The sequence below is a fragment of the Leptolyngbya sp. FACHB-8 genome (assembly GCF_014695575.1).
Classification (GTDB): Bacteria; Cyanobacteriota; Cyanobacteriia; order Elainellales; family Elainellaceae; genus Vacuolonema.
This window is the reverse complement of sequence record NZ_JACJOO010000006.1, coordinates 52,531-72,509: the sequence shown is the minus strand read 5'-3', so window position 1 is coordinate 72,509 and position 19,979 is coordinate 52,531. Positions and strand designations below refer to the sequence as shown.

14 protein-coding genes are annotated in these 19,979 nt (G+C 50.6%); 4 read left to right on the top strand and 10 right to left on the bottom strand.

Annotated elements, in window-relative coordinates; genetic code table 11:
• Positions 1 to 96: 96 nt before the first annotated feature.
• From H6F91_RS00425 to H6F91_RS00390, 8 genes are all read right to left on the bottom strand, one after another.
• Entirely contained in the window at positions 97 to 1,266 is a 1,170-nt protein-coding gene (locus H6F91_RS00425; RefSeq protein ID WP_190774284.1) for a VWA domain-containing protein, read from the bottom strand.
• Positions 1,263 to 3,584, bottom strand: a complete 2,322-nt coding sequence (locus tag H6F91_RS00420) for a DUF5682 family protein (RefSeq protein WP_190774283.1) — start codon at positions 3,582 to 3,584, stop codon at positions 1,263 to 1,265. The genes H6F91_RS00425 and H6F91_RS00420 overlap by 4 nt, the downstream gene beginning before the upstream one ends.
• A gap of 89 nt (positions 3,585 to 3,673) precedes the next feature.
• Complete coding sequence (locus H6F91_RS00415) at positions 3,674 to 4,762, bottom strand: AAA family ATPase (protein WP_242035564.1); 1,089 nt, start codon at positions 4,760 to 4,762, stop codon at positions 3,674 to 3,676.
• A gap of 132 nt (positions 4,763 to 4,894) precedes the next feature.
• Complete coding sequence (locus tag H6F91_RS00410; RefSeq protein WP_190774281.1) at positions 4,895 to 6,493, bottom strand: DUF5691 domain-containing protein; 1,599 nt, start codon at positions 6,491 to 6,493, stop codon at positions 4,895 to 4,897.
• Positions 6,477 to 7,811, bottom strand: a complete 1,335-nt coding sequence (locus tag H6F91_RS00405) for an SWIM zinc finger family protein (protein ID WP_190774280.1) — start codon at positions 7,809 to 7,811, stop codon at positions 6,477 to 6,479. Before H6F91_RS00405 ends, H6F91_RS00410 begins: the two co-directional genes overlap by 17 nt.
• A gap of 413 nt (positions 7,812 to 8,224) precedes the next feature.
• Positions 8,225 to 10,978, bottom strand: a complete 2,754-nt coding sequence (locus H6F91_RS00400; RefSeq protein ID WP_190774279.1) for a hypothetical protein — start codon at positions 10,976 to 10,978, stop codon at positions 8,225 to 8,227.
• A gap of 265 nt (positions 10,979 to 11,243) precedes the next feature.
• On the bottom strand, positions 11,244 to 11,987 hold the full coding sequence (locus H6F91_RS00395; RefSeq protein ID WP_199307559.1) for a hypothetical protein: 744 nt from the start codon (positions 11,985 to 11,987) through the stop codon (positions 11,244 to 11,246).
• Positions 11,948 to 12,445, bottom strand: coding sequence for a hypothetical protein (locus H6F91_RS00390; protein ID WP_190774278.1), 498 nt, complete (start codon positions 12,443 to 12,445; stop codon positions 11,948 to 11,950). Before H6F91_RS00390 ends, H6F91_RS00395 begins: the two co-directional genes overlap by 40 nt.
• Positions 12,446 to 13,014: 569 nt before the next feature.
• Here H6F91_RS00390 and H6F91_RS00385 point away from each other — a divergent pair.
• Positions 13,015 to 13,992, top strand: a complete 978-nt coding sequence (locus tag H6F91_RS00385) for a tyrosine-type recombinase/integrase (protein ID WP_190769918.1) — start codon at positions 13,015 to 13,017, stop codon at positions 13,990 to 13,992.
• Between the two features lie 327 nt (positions 13,993 to 14,319).
• On the opposite strand, the gene H6F91_RS00380 is transcribed toward H6F91_RS00385, so the two are convergent.
• Positions 14,320 to 16,041 carry a R3H domain-containing nucleic acid-binding protein gene (locus tag H6F91_RS00380; RefSeq protein WP_190769917.1) on the bottom strand — a complete coding sequence of 574 codons (1,722 nt, stop codon included), beginning with the start codon at positions 16,039 to 16,041 and terminating at the stop codon, positions 14,320 to 14,322.
• 640 nt (positions 16,042 to 16,681) lie between these two features.
• Here H6F91_RS00380 and H6F91_RS00375 point away from each other — a divergent pair.
• The 3 genes from H6F91_RS00375 to phaC all read left to right on the top strand — a co-directional run bounded on the left by H6F91_RS00375 (position 16,682) and on the right by phaC (position 19,383).
• On the top strand, positions 16,682 to 17,692 hold the full coding sequence (locus H6F91_RS00375; RefSeq protein ID WP_190769916.1) for an SDR family oxidoreductase: 1,011 nt from the start codon (positions 16,682 to 16,684) through the stop codon (positions 17,690 to 17,692).
• On the top strand, positions 17,689 to 18,177 hold the full coding sequence (locus tag H6F91_RS00370; RefSeq protein WP_190769915.1) for a poly(R)-hydroxyalkanoic acid synthase subunit PhaE: 489 nt from the start codon (positions 17,689 to 17,691) through the stop codon (positions 18,175 to 18,177). Before H6F91_RS00375 ends, H6F91_RS00370 begins: the two co-directional genes overlap by 4 nt.
• Before the next feature lie 132 nt (positions 18,178 to 18,309).
• On the top strand, positions 18,310 to 19,383 hold the full coding sequence (phaC, locus tag H6F91_RS00365; RefSeq protein ID WP_347279991.1) for a class III poly(R)-hydroxyalkanoic acid synthase subunit PhaC: 1,074 nt from the start codon (positions 18,310 to 18,312) through the stop codon (positions 19,381 to 19,383).
• A gap of 173 nt (positions 19,384 to 19,556) precedes the next feature.
• Here the strand turns inward: phaC and H6F91_RS00360 are convergent, their stop codons facing one another.
• Complete coding sequence (locus tag H6F91_RS00360; protein WP_190769913.1) at positions 19,557 to 19,820, bottom strand: hypothetical protein; 264 nt, start codon at positions 19,818 to 19,820, stop codon at positions 19,557 to 19,559.
• Positions 19,821 to 19,979: the final 159 nt, after the last annotated feature.

Genomic DNA, 19,979 nt, shown 5'->3' with positions numbered 1-19,979 from the left:
AATAAAAAGTGGTGCGACGCTTTGCGCCGCACCACTTTTTATTATCGGTATTTGACCCGACATGATATTACAGGCTGTTTGTAACAATGGTCGTGCCTAGCTCGTTTCCTGTGCTGCAACCCATTGGTTGAGATCTTGGCGGTTAATCGCGGCTGCCATTAAGTCGGGAAAGCGATCGGGTGTACAGGCAAAGGCCAGAATCCCCAAAGACGCCATGAATTTTGTGTTGCTGTGATCATAGCAGGGCGCACCGTCATCATTTAGGGCCAGCAAAGTGATGAATTGAATGCCTGAAGCTACAAGAGCGCTAATACGCTTTCGCATTTCATCCGAGTTGCCTCCTTCATACAGGTCGCTAATCAACACCAGAATTGTGTCTTGCGGTTGACGCACTAATCCCTGACAGTACGCTAATGCCTGATTAATATCCGTGCCGCCCCCTAGCTGTGTTCCAAACAAAACCTCGACTGGATCTTGCAGCAGGTCGGTCAAATCGACCACTGCTGTATCAAAAACGACCAGCTTAGTTTGAACGGCTGGCAGCGATGCCAGCACAGCACTGAAAATCCCCGCATAAACCACCGATGTCGCCATCGAGCCACTTTGATCGACACAGAGAATGATGTCTCGCAATGCAGAGCGTTTGCGCCCAAAGCCAATGCGCGTTTCGGGAATAATGCTGCGGTATTGGGGCTGGTAGTGTTTCAGATTGGCACGAATCGTGCGATGCCAATCGATTTCATGATGGCGGGGGCGACGATTACGAATCGAGCGGTTAAGGCTACCCAGAATTGCTTGCCGCGTCGGATTTTCCAGTTTACGAATCAGGTCTTCCACGACGCGTCTGACTACAATTCGAGCCGTTTCCTTCGTCTTACCGGGCATCACGCCACTCAGGGACAACAGATTGGAAACAAGATGGACATCGGGTTCTACCGCTTCCAGCAGCTCTGGCTCTAATAGCATCTGCCGTAGATTTAGCCGCTCTAAGGCATCCTGCTGCATCACTTTCACGACAGATGTTGGAAAGTAGGTGCGAATATCGCCCAGCCAACGTGCCACTTTGGGAGAAGAGCCACCCAGTCCACCCTGGCGATCGCCATCATAAAGCGCACCCAGTGTCTGATCGATCGCCTGATCCGACGCTCCCAAGCTAAAGCCATCATCCCCTGTACCATGACTTGAACCTGTAATGCCATCGGCAGCTCCACCCCCGAGGATCAGCCGCCAACGTCGCAGTCTTTCTTGTTCAGGAGCCTCTGTCATGGTGCAATCCCCAGTAATTGAGCAAGAAGTGGGAGAACAGTATCAGCGCGATCGCCATCAAAACGACCAGATTGGGCGATCGCCGGGGTATGGGAATTTCCCTGCCGCACGCGCTCCCCCATCTGACGACGTTCGGGAGCTGCAAAGGTTGAAAAGGTACGACGCAGCAGGGGCAGAATTGCGGTAAACGTATCGCTCGATAACTCCGTTACCCAATCGTCTAACACCTGCCAGAGTGCCGGATTGTGAATCAGCAACAGCCCACTGCCCGTTAGAAACCCTTCAATCCAGGCAGCAGCCTGAGCCGGTTCGATCGCCGTCGAGAGGGCCAATCCCAACCGCCGTGCAGCATCTTCTGACTGGAACACCCCTGCATCAAACAGCAAACGACAGCACCGCCCCGCCACCAGCCCATGTAACCCTTGCTGGTCTGCAAGCTGGAGGAGAACCTGTTGCCACTGCTCTAAGGGGTGGGCTTGCTGAAGCAGGGCGATCGCCCCGTTCACCGCAACAATCTGCCGATACATCTGAGTTGCAGCATCATCGTCCAGGGAGGCAACGGCGATTGGCAAACCAATGCAAACGCGGGTAATTAATCCCTCAACGACATGGCTGACGAGGGTTGTCTCAAACTGACGCACGGTGCCGTAACGCAGCACATTCACCAGCGGCGGTAAGGCATTCATGAGATGTGCCAGATCGCTAGCGAGGGCTGCTTCCGCTTCCAGCCGATTCATCAGGTGGGCGATCGCCTGGGGGAGATTGGCCAGTAGGGTTTGATCGATCAGACGGGTCAGTTCCGGCAGGTTGGCTTTGTTAGCGCGATCGCACGTCCACCCGGTTGCTGCCGTTTCGAGCGTGTTGCCCCAGATGCCCACCTCAATGAGACGAATCGCAAACTCCGGTTGCCACTGGAGCCGCCAGGACTCGCGGAAGGTGCCTTTGGTGTTGCCGGTAGTCTGCGGCTGTCCCCAGTCGATTTGCAACAAGGTGAGCCGATGGAATAGGTGCGATCGCTCCAGGTCTAAAGGTTTGCGGAGATCAAGATCTAGCGTGGTTTGAGCGGCATCCGGTTTAAGCCGCAGTCGTTTTTGCTGCCGCTGCAAATCCTGCTGCAGGGGGATCATGGGCGTTTCGGCGGGCACCTTACCCAACCGTTCACCCACGATGAGCTGCTGGTGAATCAACTGCATGGGCAGCGGATCGCCGAAGCATAAGACGGTTTGTGTGGCTTCATTGAATTCGGTAAGACCGGGGAGGGGGCGATCGCGCAGAGCGGCTAACGTCTCGGCTAGCCGGACGGCTTCAATCACACTGGCCGAAGAGGCATCCAAATCTTGTTTTCTCAGCAATCGTGCGACTTTTGCCATCCAGCGAATGACACTACTGGTCGTGCTTTGGGTTGTGCCTTGGGCGGATTGTCTACGTCTACCCTCATCCCACAAATGTTGATACCAGCCTGGTGACTCAATGCCCGCTCCGTAGCCGCTGCTAATCGCTAGCCGTCCGTGAGTCCAGGGAATCCACGTGGCTTCAGTTTTGACTTTGGGCAGTCCTTTTAACAGCGCAGCATCTTCTTTCGCTGGGGGCAGAGTTTCCAGGGCGGGAGCATGCCACGCTCCACACACGACCGCAATTCTCTGATATCCCTGCTTTGTGGCTTCCCGGATGGTCTTCCGCATATAGGCTTCCCGGTGGGGTTCCAGCAAGGATTGGGGAGTGGAGCGGGGGGATTGGGAATGAGTTTCGATGTGCGATCGCAACGCCGTCATTGCTTCCCCAATAGCAGTAAACAACTGGGTGCTATCCTGCCGTTGTTCAACCAGATGTTCCCACCAACGTTCTCCATCACTGTATCCAGCTGCCTGTGCCAGCAGGCTCAAGGGGTCATCATAGGGATTGGGCAATAGGTGATCAACTGTTGGGGGTTGAGCAGGAGGGTTTGATGATTCTGTCTTTTCTTCCTCGATATCATCGACTTGTTCTTGATGCTTCATCCGCAGGGCAAATCGGTGAGCCTGAGGTAAGTCCATGAATCGGACAGGAATTTGCTGAGTCAGGGCGTAATGAATGGCCTGCCACTCTGGAGAGAAAACGGCAAAGGGATAGTAAACCGCCTGTTGCAGATCATCCGGAGCGTAAATCAGCAGTGCTACAGGTGGACGCATCTGCCGATGAGCCAGCAGAGGTAGGACAGCTTCCGCATCGGGTGGGCCTTCCACCAACACCATATCCGGCTGGAGTTGCGTCAGTGCCTGACAAAGGCTACGGGCAGAACCTGGCCCATGATGGCGAATTCCAAAAACGTGAACTGACATAGTGCGATCGCCCCTAGAGCATGCTTCAAGACTGCCTGAAAGCGTGGTTTTTTCGTGCGCTTCGCACACAAAAAATTCATTAGAACGGCCTAGAGCATGGCTCGACTGGCGCGATACAAATCCTTCCAACCGTCGCGTTCTTTCACCACCGTTTCCAGGTACTCCTTCCAAACCACCTGATCCTGAACAGGATCTTTGACGATCGCACCCACCAACCCCGAAATTAGATCACTTGCGGATAGCGAGCCATCCCCGAAATGTGCAGCTAGAGACATCCCGCTATTGACCACTGAAATGGCTTCCGCAGGGCTGAGGGTTCCTGTAGGAGATTTGAGTTTTGTTTTGCCGTCCATCGTCACACCTTCTCGCAACTCTCGAAAGATCGTGACGACACGCTGAATCTCTTCCAGTGCCGGAACTTCCGCCGGGAGTTCCAGGGCGCGTCCCAGGCTGGTGACGCGTTGCTGCACAATGCTCACTTCTTCATCAATTGTCTTAGGAACTGGCAGAATTACCGTATTAAATCGGCGTTTTAGGGCACTGGAAATTTCGTTTACGCCGCGATCGCGGTTATTCGCCGTTGCAATCACATTAAATCCCTTCGTGGCCTGCACTTCCATATTCAGTTCGGGAATCGGCAGCGTTTTTTCCGACAGAACGGTAATCAACGTATCCTGCACATCCGAGGGAATGCGCGTTAGTTCTTCGACCCGGGCGATCTTGCCATCTGCCATGGCCCGCATCATGGGACTGGCGACCAGAGCGTCCATGGAGGGGCCATCCGACAGCAACCGAGCATAGTTCCAGCCGTAGCGAATGGCCTCCTCGCTGGTGCCTGCCGTCCCCTGAATCAATAGGGCCGAATCGCCTGAAATGGCAGCGGCTAAATGCTCTGATACCCAGGATTTTGCGGTTCCCGGAACACCATACAGCAACAGGGCGCGATCGGTTGCCAGGGTAGCGATCGCCACTTCCATCAAGCGGCGATTCCCAATGTATTTGGCTGACACTTCAAAGCCGTTATCTAGAGCGCCACCCAGCAGATAAACACAGACGGCCCAGGGAGAAAGCTTCCAGTTCGGAGGGCGTTGGCGAGTATCTGCTTTTGCCAGTTCATCGAGTTCATGGGCAAATTGATGTTCAGCATGTTCACGAAGCAGGGCGAATTGGGAGGGCATGGGTTGTGCATCAGAATTCTTAGATTTTGAGTTTTGGGTCGCCATAATTGTTGTCTTACTGTTCGTGAACTATTAATAAAACTGTTAATCGAATCGATACTGAGTGCTTATCAAAGCTATCTTGTTGATTTTCTATTTTTCATTTCTCTCAAATGCTCGTATCATTTCCCGCCGAAATTGCATTAGCGACAAAAGCGCTTCTACGCTGTGATGCCAGGGTGAATTTGCCGGTATTTGATTTTGTAATTGCATAACATCAGGTAAAAATTGGACTGGGATAAAATGGGCGAATTGGTGCAAGTTAGTCCGCAGTTCCCACGCAATACTGCGGAGATCAGAAGTATTAGCAAAGTATCGTTCCAGACTAGTTAGAACGGTTTGTGTCAGTTCAACACTCCATTGATCAGAGCTTTGAGACAGCAGCGAGATCGTGAAGGACTGGGTAATAACGTCTATCCCCGATCGCATCCAGCTCAACAGAAATGCGTTTTGTTGATCGGGTGATAAGAGCCTGAACAACGTTGCAGCCTGTGACTGCTCTAGAGCATGATTTAGAACCGGGTTTTGCTCTGATTGGGCCGTGACGATCCCACCGTGGAGTAAAGCTATCATCCAGGGGCGATCGCCCTGTCGTTGCGCGGCAATGGCCCATCCCTGAAAGAACACCGTTTGCCATTCACTCTGCTGCGCAAGTGCCACGAGTTCTTCAGCAGTCATGCCCCATCGATTCCAGAAAGACAGTGGTGTTGCCGCGATCATTTGCAGAAGCCATCCTGCTTTTTCGCCCAGCTTCAAGGACGAGAGCCGCGATGGCTTTGCCTCGATTCCGAGTTGCATCAACTCAGGGGTTAGGGCATCCGGCAACTGAACATTGATCGAGGCAGGTGAAGGGGAGAAGAAAATGTAAGGCTGGAGGAGGTTTGCCATTTCCTGACTGAGGCGGGAATCAGGCAGGCTTGCCAGCAAATCGGCGGCAACCCGTCTCACTTCCTTACTCCGACGATCGCCTAATGCCACTTCTAAAAACGGCTCATCTGCCAGACTTAACCCAACCCGAAAAGTTTCTAAGAATTGGGTGCGATCGCCCGCTGCTTCCTGACTCCAGGTTGCTTGCAGCAAATCCCTGGCATGAGCGGGATGGTTGGCTCGCAAATTTTGTAGCAGGGCTAAGCGTGCTTCTGGCGTCCCCGTTTCCCAGTCGGCTTCTCCAACCAGAGCGATCGCATAGCTCCAATCTGGATTTTGTGCTGCTAACCATTGCCCCCGCTGGCCCAAAACGGCTGAGATGGCGGGGCGTAATACTCGCTGCGATCGCCCTTTATCCATCAAAGCAGGCAAGAGCATTTCAGGCACACGCAGTCCGTTGATTTGGGCCTTCGTTAACCATTCGCCCAATAATTGGGGGAGTTGCTGTGGGAACTGCCCTTCCAAAATTCGTTGTAAACAGCGGGCCGCGTGAGGACTGCATCGGGGTAGATCCGTAGATGCACAGGACTCAACTTCAGCGATCGCCTGTGTTACAGGAAGCCAGCCAACCCGCTGATGCAGCGCCACCATTCCAGCAGCACACAGGAGGGCAACTTCAGGAGGGCGATCGCTCAGTTGAGACAAACATTGCACCAAATTGCCAGAGGCATTGGGTATTTGAAACGATTGGCGGCCTGTACCCAACAAGGCAGCAGAACCAATGGCCTGCCAGAGAGAATCCGTGGAATCAGTTGCCGAAGCCATAGTAAGCATCCTCCGCCCAAACGCTGAATACCGATAGAGAAGCCCCATTCCACTCACCAAACAGGGTGAGGGGCTGTCCGCCGCTCAGAGCTAGAAGTTGCCATCCCTTATTTGGCTCCATGCGGGGGGAAAGGGGTAATACGGCACCCTGTCGATCCTGAAGCAGCCAGCTCTGGGCTTCCCAGCGGGGAGTCACATCTGCCAGCAACAACGGAAACCGTTCGAGCCAGGGGCAGGTTGCCAAAGCTTTGCTGTAATGGGCGATCGCCTCCCCAATCGACTCACGACCCGGTGGAGCTTTTGAGAGCATCACCGCTTCCTGCCGCGTTTTCATCAAGGCACGCACGGGATAAGCACTGGGATAAAACACTAGCTCTGCTTCTAGCCCCGTTCCCGGCATCAGGCTTTGCTCAAATGGCTGCTGCCCATGCGCAAAATCCAGCGATAGGGCAGGCATCTGGCTGGTAATTCCATACAGCCAAGTGCGGCGCGATCGCAACCGTTCCTCTTCTTCCGTGCGTTGCCCAACGACAAGCCACAGGTCTGAGTGCGCCAGCCCCGCCAGCACCTCATCTTGACCCAGCGACCAGCCAATCTGAGTTCGGAGGTCTGACTGTACAGCGGTGGGCAGCGTTTCAATGCGCTCAAAACCTTCGATGATAAGATACAACCGCCCTAATCGCTCCAACACGCGATCGTGCCAGTTTGCCCCAGAGTGAACAATTCCTGCCAGTTCACGCAACTGCCGTGCCAAACCGGGAGCCTGAGCATCGACCATCCGAGCGGCGATTCCATCCCACATCCCGTAAGGCTCCTGGGGCAGCGTAGCTAATCCCTGGCGCACGCGGTCTTCCAACCACAGGCGCAACTCCTGAATGCCGGCACTCACCTTTCGCTGTCGTTCTGCGACTCGCTTTGCCTGGGCAACGGGATCGGCGGCCTGTTCCTGCCGTTTGGACTGCTTTTCTGCCTTCTTTTCGGTTCGCTGCGATCGGCTCGCAATCCAATCGGCAACCCAGCTCGGGGGATCTGTTTCAATCAGCTCTTCCGGTTGCTCTGCCAGTAGCAAAAACAGCCCTAAACCATGCTTGCAGGGAAATTTACGACTGGGGCAGCTACAGCGAAAGGCCGGCTCACTCAGGTCAATTTGCGTCTGATAAGGATTCTTGCCACTACCCCGACATTCCCCCCAAACCACAGATTCCTGACAACCCAGAGAAACCCATTTCTGACGGGTTGCTAACCCACGCCCATTTTTTGCGGAGGCTGCATCGGGTGCGAGGGCCAACACCTGGTCTACCGTCCATTGAGCGGGCATAGCAATTCCCTGTCAATCTCATGCAACATATCTATGCTGTCGTAACGTTTTCCTTTACGGTATGTCATCCGTGTCTCTATCCATCACAGAAATAATAGTTCAAATGTACTGTAAATCATCACAAAAGTAAATTACCTGCACTGAGCATTTAGGCTCTACAGTCCACGACCCGATAGAAGCATCTACTGGTTGGGGAGTAGAGTTTTGGTGCTCATGATTGATCAGCAACCTCATGGATATTGCTAGACCGTGCTTTAAAGCCCGCTAGAAAGATTGTTTTTTCGGGTACTTTGCACCCGAAAAAACAACTTCTAAAACAGACTCTATTACTTCATCACACTAATTCGGGCAGGTAGATATAGTGCGTGTTGTACAAGCTTGTAAAGCGCAATGTGCAGTGCACAGCCGTGGTACTAACTGAAATTAAACATTGTTGATGTACCAACACCTACATTGACAGCGATATTGGTAGATGTGAATCCAGTCACCCCTTTAAGTGTTAACAGCAGTGCACCAGTACCAAATCCACTGTTTCCTTTCACTTCATCCCCCAGGCGGAACTGAGTGCCCGTGCCAGAGGTAACGACATCAATAGACCGAATGCCATTGAATTGTAGTAAGTCTCCCCCTCTACCGCGCGCAAACTGGTTAACGGTATCACGACCATGGCCAATGTTATACACTACTGTGTCAACGGCTTTATCGGCCCCCAGGTTCAGTACGTCATTGCCATTGCCGCCCAGTAGAATATCAGCACCTGCATTGCCTATCAGCACATCGTTGCCGCCCCCACCAACCAGGGTATTACGGCCACGGTTGCCGGTCAGCCTGTTACTCAGGGCATTACCTGTGCCATTAATGGCAGCGTTACCGGTTAGAAGGAGATTTTCCACATTCACTCCTAACCCCCAGGTAATGCTCGATCTGATGGTATCAACTCCCTGGTTCACAGCTTCTACTACACGGTCAGTGCTGGAATTGACACCATAACTATCATTCCCTACGCCGCCTATCAATGTGTCATCACCCGTTCCACCATGAAGGCTGTTGTTCGCACTGTTACCCCTCAAACGATTATTTAAGGTGTTACCTATTCCATCAATAGCCGCTGTTCCTGTAAGGGTTAGGTTTTCTATATTGGCGGCTAGGCTGTGGGCGATCGCGACTTCAACAGTATCCACTCCACCATCAACTTCCTCTATAAGGGTATTGGTTGACGTACTGATTATGTAAGTATCATCGCCTGCGCCACCCACCAATTGATTGGTTCCAAAGCCACCATCCAAAGCATCATTACCTGCGTTACCCATCAGGGTATCATTACCATCATTGCCATTGAGAATATCGTTACCGACCCCAGCAATGATGGTGTCGTTGCCTGCACTACCGATGGCATTCAAGGCTCCCTGGAAACCATCAAAGTTAAGCACTTCAAAGTTTTGGATCACCGAACCTGGTATCCCGCTCACTTGATTGGTGGCTGTCCCTAAATTTAGAGTGAGAAGGGTAGATGCGCTTCCTCCAGACATCACGAGAGTGTCAACTCCAGTTCCCCCGTTAAACAGGTCGTTTTGCTGGGCATTGCTAACCGTGGAGGTTACGGTATCGTTACCTGCATCGGCCAAAATCTGATCCTGTTCGGGGGTTGCTGTAAGGCTATCATCATTGACCGTACCCGTGATCACGTTCGGGGTATCGTTTGTCAGTGGCAAAACCCATAATTCACGTCCGTTAACGCCGTTGTCAGCAGAGAGATAAAGTTTGCCATCCTGGTAGCCCAAAATAGATGGGAATGAGCCATTGGATCCAGGATTAAAATCTGCAACCAATTCTGGATTACTTGTAACCGGATTAATCCTCCAGAGCTCATTCCCATTAATGCTATCTTCAGCGGTGAAGTAGAGAGTGCCGCTGATATTAGTTAACTGACTCGGAAAGGACGACTCAATACCCGGTTTAATATCAAGCATGACTGGGTTGTCTGTATCTGGATCAACTCTCCAGAGTTCGAAGCCATTATCGGTGGTGTAGGTTCTGAAATAAAGTATGCCGTTAACGTTAGTCAGCTCATAGGGACGCGACGATTCAGGGTCAGGATCGATGTTAAGTACAACAAATTCGCCCGTATTGAAGTCAATCTTGCTGAGTTCGTAGCCACTAATGAACTGCATCGGAAAATAAATTGTCCGACTGATCTGTACGGGTGAATTCAGCGTACGATTGATCTCCGTCAGTTCCTGGATATCAAACTGGACATTATCAAATGTAGTATTTGTCAGTCGTATGGGTATCCTTACGCTCGGGTCAATCCTCCATAATTCTTTAGCATGACTGCTAGTGGTTGCTGTGAAATAGAGCGTACCATTGCGATTGGCTAGGGAATCAGGATTCGATGAAGCAGGACCCGATTCAATTTCGAGTAGAACAGGATTGCCTGTCGTGGGGTCAATCCTCCACAGTTCATTGCCATTACCGCTTGTATAAGCGGTGAAGTAGAGCGTGTCGTTAATGTTGGTCAGATTCCAGGGACTCGATCCACTACTAACGGGTTCAAGTTCGATGAATTCTGGATTACCCGTCGTTGGATTAATCCTCCACAACTGCCTGCCACGATCGCTGGTTTCAGCCGTGAAGTAAAGGATACCGTTAATCGAGGTTAGGCTTTCGGGGTTGGAGGGGCGATCGCCCGGTTCAACATCGATGAGTTCTGAGTTGCCCGTTGTTGGGTTAATTCTCCACAGTTCTCTGCCACTGCTGCTATTTCCATCCGTGAAGTAAAGCGTACCGTTAACATTAGTTAAAGCAGGGGCAAACGACGCATCATTACCCGATAAAAGCTCTGCCACACGAACTGGATTACCCGTTGTGGGTTCCACTTTCCACAATTCAGCGACTCCTGCTCCTTCGGAGTTATAAACCGTGAAATAGAGTGTACCGTTGACGTTGGCGAAACGGGGGAAGAACTCGCCTGTAGCTATTTCTCTAACACGGACTGGTTCTCCTATCGTGGGGTCAACCTTCCACAGTTCGTTCACATTATTGCTATTGGTCGCCGTGAAATAGAGCGTACCGTTGACATCAATAATGTTTCCCGGATTAGAGCCTCCTTCCGGATTGAGGTCATACTGAATCGGGGTGTTAAGCGTTGCTGAGTAGTAATGATCCATTACATTTGATGATGCGAGAGGTACAGGGGTAAATTTGGAAGCAATAACGTAACCAACGTTATCAACGTTGCCACAATACAAAATTAAGATCGATTAGGAATTCGCAAAGGCACCTCAGAAGGAATTTACTAATTTGGAGAATTCTCGAGAAGTTAATTTTTTGTACACTGCGCGCAAAAAATCAACTCCTTGAGAATTCTCTCCGATATTTTCCTAAAAACTTTTACCCCGCAGCCAGCTTTAACGCACCTTCTTCACAAGAAGTTTACCGAAACTGCCCTAACACCCAGACTTGCTGGGTTTCATAGAATTCTCCCCTTTGCTCGATCGCAAATCCCCCCAACAGCAATGCCAACCATAGTTGAATCAGTGGCATCCCAATGGCCTGCTGAAGCTGCACGAGAGGAATCATCTCAATCTGTTTTTTTCCCATCCATTGGCCGATCGCCTCCACCCAACTAGACACATCTTCATCATGGGCGATCGCCAACGCCTGATTAAACGCCTCCACCTCTGTCCACTCGGGATGCTCTTTCATCTGCTCATCCAATGCTTGCAGGAGAGCTGATTGGTCCAATCCACCGACGATAGAAACAGCTTCAAGCGAGTCCGCCCGACGTTCTGGCAACTTTCGAGGCAAGCTTTCCAATGGTTCGATGAATTGATCAAAATCTACTTCCATCGTCTGTCGCACGTAGCGATCGAACGCGTCTTCAGGCATGGTCGGTCCATCGTCGCTTGCGGTCGCCTCCAATTCTTCAAACGCCAATATAGAGCGATCTTGAAACACTTGCACAATTTGGGCGATCGCCTCTGCGGCTACCTGTAACTGCCCAACCGTATCCAAGTCAGCCAACGATTCTTCCAGCACATTGAGCAGTTGCCGCACATCAGCGTCATCCGGGGCGATCGCTGCTTCCCTCAGCACCTCCCATAGAGGCAACTCCAGCTGCTCCACCGGCCCCATTCCTACACCTCCACCTTCAACGGGCAGGGCCGAAGAGGGCATCCCCCTGGATCCAAACGAATTTGGCTCGCAAACTTCCGAACTCCGTAGCGCTGCTCCAACATGCTCAGCATCTTGCCCACATAAGTATGCACTTGGCTGGGTACCATTCCCGCGCAGTGGACGGGAGGTACGATCGCAACCTTCTCTTGTCCTTGCCAAATTTCAGCGGCGATCGCATGCACAGGCGTATCGGCTCCTACCTCGCGATACACCACCAGCACCCCAAACACCAATTGGCTCAACGGCTCAAATGGAACTGTAATGTGCTCTGGTTCTTGTTCCTTCCGCTTACGGTTGCGGGTTTGATTGATGCGATCGCGATGCCGCGCATAAGATCGCCGACTATAACAAACAGATGGATTCCAACACCCATCCCCATCAGCCCCATGCAAAGCCTGTGCTTGTTGAGCCGGCAGCATGGCACACTTGCGACATTTTTCCGGTAACGCTTTAGCCATCAACCCTTTCTAGAACGCAGCTCTACCCCTTCAAGCAACGAGTGATCGCCCCTCAAGTAACTGCCCTCTCCTGCGACGCCAGCCCATCACGCTCAAAACGCAATCCTCATAAAGCCATTAAGGACGCCAAAGGTTTAGGCTGCCGTCATTATAACCCTCTTTATCAACCTAAAGTATAAACTCGTCTGAGATCCATCATATTCCGGATAATAGTTCTCTGAAGCCACGTTGAGGATAGAAATACGACCGGGTGACTATCCTTTGCACTCGCGATCAGCAATTCTCAGTATGGAATTAGGCCCGAAGACCGCTTGCCGAAGGCAAGCGGTCTTCGGGCTTCAAAGCCAAGATTGCGCGCCCGTCGGGCGCGCAATCTTGGCTTTGAAGCTCATAATGAGAACTGCTGACTCGCGATCGCTCGATTTGACCGAAAACTCTACTCATGTCTGGCACCGTTCTAAAACCAATTTTCGAACCCTTATTTTTCGTCGTTTCGCGCGAAAAATGAGGGTTCGGGGATAGGCACAAGATTTGCGTCTATCTTTGTACTATTGCTTATCGATCGCCGTATGAATCGTCGCAAGTCCGTTCCCGATCCGATTATCCTTCCCCTTCAGACTGTTCCGGGGGCAGGGGAAGTTCATCCTAGCCAGTCACTTCAACCCGATCAGTTGAGAAAGCTACGGGTAGATGAATTTTTACAGGCGCGATCGCTGGCCCCTAAGAGCCAGAAGGCTTATCGGCAAGACTTGCAATATTTTCTGAACTGGACCGATAAGGGGTGGGCAGACATTACCCCTCGCAGCATTGCCCAATTCAAGGGGTATCTGCTGCGAGATGACACTCAATCCGGACGGCGCGTACTATCCGATGCAACCGTTCGGCGTATTTTGGGAACGCTGAAAAACTTTTATGGGTGGATGGTGCGATCGGGCTACGTGACGGTTGACCCTACCGTAGAAGTCCAGTTGCCCAAGCTAAAAGAGCCTGCAGCCCAGAACCTAACCCATGATGAGGTTGCCCAAATATATGACGCAGTCGCGCTCAGTTCTCTGCCTGAACGTAACATGGCTCTAATTTCTGTACTGCTGCATGGGCTCCGAGCCGAGGAGGTATGTGCATTAAACTTGGATGATTATGACGGACAGCGCTTGAGAATCCGCGAAGCAAAAGCAGATAGCAAAGGATTTGTCCCTTTAGCTCCTCAAGGAAAAAAAGATCTAGACCTTTATCTCCAATGGCGACGAGACAGTGGAGAAACCCTGGCTCCGGAGTCTCCTTTATTCATTTCCTACTCGCGCCGGAATGGCGGACAGCGTCTCGGGTATGACGGGGTTCGGAAGTTCATTGATCAGATTGCCGAGCAAACTGGGATTAACTTCCACGCTCATCATTTCCGGCACACCTTTGCAACAAACTTGGTTCTGAGAGGGATGAATCCTCATCACGCAATGACGCTAACCCGCCATCAATCGGTACAAAACTTTCGGCGCTATACCAAAGCGGCAGATCAGGCTGCAGCAGAGGCTGGAAAAAACGACCCCTAAAGCAGGCTCTCGTCGTTTACTACAAGGGCTTTGGCAGGCCACCAATCTTGATAGGTGCGATGTAATGTACAGACCCAAGGAGCCAGATCAAGAACGTTTTTGAGCGCTGCACAACATACGGCACTCAAACGCAAAATAAAGCGCAGTAGGGATATTACCCTACTGCGCTACTTCACCGATCAATTCTCAGCAATTCTCAGTATGGGCATCAAAGCCAAGAGTTCACGCCCTACGGGCGTGAACTCTTGGCTTTGATGCCCGAGAACCGCGCGCCAAAGGCGCGCGGTTCTCGGGCCTGATTTCAAAATGAGAATTGCTGATCAATTCTTAAGCTGGATAAATTCTCAGGCGACAGTTCGGTTCGGTGCCAAAGCTACTGGATTTGAGGCGATAGCGCTCAATCAGCTCGTGCTGCATGGCCCGAACCCGGGGCGATCGCGGCAACAACTCCACAGGTTGCCCCTTCGGAATCACGACCTGTTCAACAGCCAGCCGAGCTTCTTCAAGGGCATCTAACTCATTCTCTCCATCACCGCCCCCTTCAACCACATCCCCTACTCGGTCATACGAGTGGGTCTCTTGGGTTTCCATTCCCAATGCTTGCTGCAAGGTATTCGCAATCTGAGCAATGGTATTGGCCTTGACGGCATAAATCGGCACCCCAAACCCCTCGGCCATACTCCGCAGATTATGATGTTTCCGCAGGTTTGCTCTCAGGGTGAGGATAGCATCAGCTCGTTCTACCCCACCAACAATACGGACAGGTAGGTTCAATTGGGCGATCACTTGTTGAACCAGATTACGGCTCATTTGATAGGGATAGATTGCCAATCCTCGCTCTCCCGTATCTTGAGCAGGCGGAATTGCTTCCCTCTCCCAATCATCCCAACGCTCAGGGGAAGCAGATGGTAACGTTGGGCTCTGCCGTTCCGTCAGGAACTCGACTTCTCCATGCTGAGGAAATTGCAGAACTCGTTTGGGTGGTTGAGGCCGGTTGGCTGAGAATGGTGTTGTTTGAGCCGTTTGAGGACGCCGCTCCAGGGGTACCTTTGGTACTTCCCGCATAATGGTGACGTGCCCCTGCTCATTAATGCTTCTCGTTTGTAGATTCGGTTGTTGTCCTCGCAGGAGGCGATCAACGGTGTCGGCCACACTTTCATGTACCGTCCACGTCTGTCGCTCTTGCATTTCGACAGCAATCTCAAAGGTTGGGGGTGCTTTGCGCTCCAGCACGCTCTTTTGAGAACCACGTCGCCGGGCTTCATCATCACCCAGAGTGACAGACTGAATACCACCTACCAAGTCCGAAAGTGTTGGGTTTTTGATCAGGTTCTCCAACTGGTTTCCGTGAGCCGTACCAACCAGTTGTACACCTCGTTCGGCGATCGTCCGTGCGGCTAAGGCTTCCAGTTCCGTCCCAATTTCATCGATCACGATGACTTCAGGCATGTGGTTTTCCACAGCCTCAATCATCACCTGGTGTTGCAGTTCGGGGTGCGCTACCTGCATCCGTCGAGCTCGCCCGATCGCCGGGTGCGGAATATCGCCATCTCCTGCAATCTCGTTGGAGGAATCAATAATGACCACACGTTTGTTAAGGTCATCGGCTAGCACTCGTGCAATCTCACGCAAGGCAGTTGTTTTACCGACTCCGGGGCGACCCAACATGAGAATGGATTGGCCAGTTTCAACCAGATCACGGATCATGGCGATCGTGCCCAAAATAGCGCGGCCAACCCGGCAGGTTAAGCCAATGACCTGCCCCTGGCGATTCCGAATGGCGCTGATGCGATGCAGAGTTTGTTCAATGCCAGCCCGATTGTCAGCTCCAAAGTGTCCCACACGCTCAATGCAATACTGCAATTGTTCATGGGTCACCGCGTCTTGAGACAGGTACTCGGCCTGCCCTGGGAAACGGGCCTCTGGCAACCGGCCCAAATCCAGCACGACCTCCACCAGGACATCACGCTGCGGATGTTGTTCTAAGCGTTGCTGGATATCGTGAGGCAAGATCTCCAAAAGCCTTTGGAGGTCGTTAGTGTTGTGCATGGTTGAAGAATAACGCAACGAATGACAGTAAAGAAAAACTGAAAACTTACTTTTGTGTAGCTTTTTTAGCTCTCTTCACGGTGTAGCGGGATTATTAAAGCATGACTTCGTTGAGTAAGATCGCAATGCTTTATTCGCACACAATGCAACGCTAAGGTGTTCTACACCAATACTTATACTCTAGCGGTTTAAGCCTTAAATGAAATCCAGAAAACCGATGTTTTTGATCGGTTCTAACCACCTATCTCAGACTTGTTTTACCCAGAGTCACTGTTCTGTGCGCTTCATGCACTAAAAAATGATCCTGGGTAGGTAGCTTTATCAAACAGCAATTCCCATTTTGAAATCAGGCCCGAAAACCGCGCGCCAAAGGCGCGCGGTTTTCGGGCATCAAAGCCAAGAGTTCACGCCCTACGGGCGTGAACTCTTGGCTTTGATGCCCATACTGAGAATTGCTGTTTATCAAACGCTCAGCTTGCTAAACATAACTTTAGACGAGTAGCACTCCATCCCGTATTTGACCAGCACCCATAGCATAAGGCTCTAAAAGAAAGCTCTATTTCTGTAGATCCTTCATCAGATAGAAGTCTTACATCAGATCTATTGTTAGTCTTCGGGCAAGAAGATAGGAGCCGCATTCATGCAATTGAAGCCAATTCGGGATCAAGTCGTCGTAGTTGTTGGTGCAACAAGTGGAATTGGACGTGCAGTGGCTCTTCAGTTTGCCACCGAGGGAGCCAAAGTGATGGCCTCGGGTCGTAATGAAGCAAAGTTGGCTTCGCTGGTAGATGAAGCTCGCAGCCTGCAAGGAGAAATAACTCCTACCATCGCAGAGGTGACGGATTTTAATCAGGTAAACGCGATCGCCGATAAAGCCGTTGCCACTTACGGGCGGATTGATACCTGGGTGCATATTCCTGGAACAGGTTTGTTTGCCCCCTTCGATCAAATTACACCGGAAGAATTCAAGCGCATTATTGAAGTAGACTTGCTGGGGCAAGCGTATGGAGCCATGGCTGCCCTGCCCCATCTGAAGCGGGAAGGCCGCGGGGCACTCATCCACATGTCTTCCATTGAGGGAAGGCGATCGCTTCCCCTACAAAGCGCCTATGGAGCAGCCAAACATGGTATTGAAGGCTTTTTGGAAGCGCTGCGGGTGGAGTTGCAACATGAGAAGATACCTATCAGTGTTACCAGCATTCGCCCTGCGGTAATCAACACCCCCTTCTGGAATAACAGCATGACTCGCCTGGGCGTTAAGCCTGCCGGGATTCCACCCTATTACGATCCCCGCCTGGTCGCGGATGCGGTGCTGTATACCGCCACCCATCCCACCCGCGATTTTCTTGTGGGGGATGCAGCCAGAGTGATTGATGCGTTGCAGCGGCTCTCGCCTGCACTGGTGGATGCTATTCTGCTTCAGATTGGTTTTCCGCTCCAACGCTCTGACGATCCCAAATCAGAGCATGATCCCAATAACTTGTACGAACCGGTGCCGGATCAAACTCGCATTGATGGGGATTACAGCAACATGGTGGTGCCAAGCATCCTGGATTGGGTGGATAAGAACCCAGTGCTGAAATGGGGGGCAGTTGCCGGGGTTGCTGCCATCTTTACCCTCACGCAAGGGCTACGGGAAGGTTCTCGATGATTCCCTTTTTCCAGCACCCGGAATTGGGTGATAGCCGTGAACTGAGCTACCAACTATGGCAGAGCGTGGAAGCCTGGTTTCATTGGCAGCAGGCGAGTTTTAATTATCAACGGGTTCTCCTGGAGGTTTGGATCAAAACCGCTGAGGAGTTTTTGCAGATGCTCGCCCTAGGTAAAGAAGGGGCAGCATCCATCAACCCACAAATGATGCAGCACTGGCAACAATGGCTATCTGTGTGGAGCCAATCGTTCGATCGCAAGTTTGCTCAAACGTTTCAATCCGACGATGCCCTCCAGATACGGGGACAGTATTTAACGGCTGCTGCCACCTTGAAAAAGCAGCAGCAGCAAGTGCTCGATGTCATTCTCAAATGGAATGACCTCCCTACACGCAGTGAGATAGATGAAATTCATCGCAATATTTATGAGCTACGCAAGGAGATGAAACAACTCAAGCAAGCCTTCATAGAACCCCGCTCAGATTAAGCACAGCGATAAAGGTTAAAGGTTGTTTTCCCGTTTCTAAAGTCTATAGATAATAACCCTTTAACCAGCTTTAAAACACCCTTAGTCGTTGAGTAATGAGTTTTTACAAGTCATGAATTAATGGAAAATCCGGTGACTCAGGCTAATTTTGCAAGAATACTCAAGGGCTTTCAAGCATTCGGAAATGTAGCGGAGGAGGATATTCAGATTGGAGTGACTCCGAAGGAAGTTATCTATCAGGAAGATAAGGTTACATTGTACCGCTATGTTCCAGAAACGGAGCCTTCTCAAAGAATCCCCCTATTGATTGTTTATGCCTTAGTGAACCGTCCTTATATTGTGGATCTCCAGGAAGGGCGATCGCTTGTGGCGAATCTTCTCAAACTAGGTCTTGATGTTTACCTGATTGATTGGGGATATGCAAGTCGTGCTGATCGCTGGTTAACCCTGGATGATTACATTAATGGCTATTTAAAAAACTGTGTGGATGTACTGTGCGATCGCCTGAAATGCGATCGAATCAACCTGTTAGGCATCTGCCAAGGGGGTACTTTTAGTCTATGTTATAGCGCTCTACATCCTCAGAAAGTCAAAACATTAATCACCATGGTTACCCCCGTCGATTTTCATGTGGGAGGGGGTCTTTTGAACCTCTGGGGCGGTTCCACTCTGGGCACACAGGCTTTTGATGTGGATTTATTAGTTGATGCATTTGGCAATATTCCCGGTGAATTTCTGAATTCTGAATTCATCATGCTCAAACCATTTCAGCTTGGGTTTGAGAAGTATCTGAACCTGTGGGATATGGCAGAGGATGAAGACAAACTATTGAACTTTTTACGCATGGAAAAGTGGATTTTTGATAGCCCAGATCAGCCGGGAGAAGCCTATCGACAGTTCATTAAAGATCTATTTCAAGAGAACAAATTGATTCAGGGAAAATTTGAAGTGGGAGGACAGATTATTAACTTACGAGATATTCATATTCCTGTTTTTAATATTTGTGCGGAATATGATCATCTGGTTCCACCTCAATCTTCTAAAGCACTTGAACATTATATTGGTAGCCAAGATTACACAATACGGTCTTTTTCAACAGGGCATATCGGAATTTATGTGAGTAGTAAAGTGCAGAAGGATTTACCGAGGGCGATCGCTGATTGGCTCAAAGATCGAAATGAGATTATCGACGTTATGCCCGGTTAAACTCCTTCATTCGATAGATGGTTGGGGAAAACCAACGCTTTAGTATTTAGTCGTGAGTATTAGCAAAAATTAAAACAAAAGGAGGAAATTTATCAAGTTATTCTTGAAGAGGCTGCATTAAAAAACCCTCCAAGAAGATTTCCTGGAGGCTTTTTAGAGATAAGTAATTGCGCTTACTTATTCCGCAACATTGAGAAGTAATTTTGCCAAAATTGCTTCTGAGTTTCAAGGGTTAATCGAGCTAAGTTCTCCTGAAATGCCAAAGTATCATTCACAATTTTTTCTTGGAAACTCAGGCTGTCGTCAAGGTTTTTCCGCATACTTTCATTATTGAAGCCTGACATACCTGGAATGTTAGAGGTAGCTCCTTGAAAAAACTGTCTTTGTGCTTCCGTAACCTGATCCAGAAATTGGCTGGCACTGGTATACCAATTCATAAAGATAGCTCCTTATTCTAAGGATAAAGGTCATCCGGCGTTCACCCTCATATTAGAATAGCAACCCATGTTCAGCAATCCTTCTCGATAGGAATTATGAGTTGGAATAGGAGAAATGTTCACACTGAAAATAATCAAATTGGGGTAGTCAAAGCATTT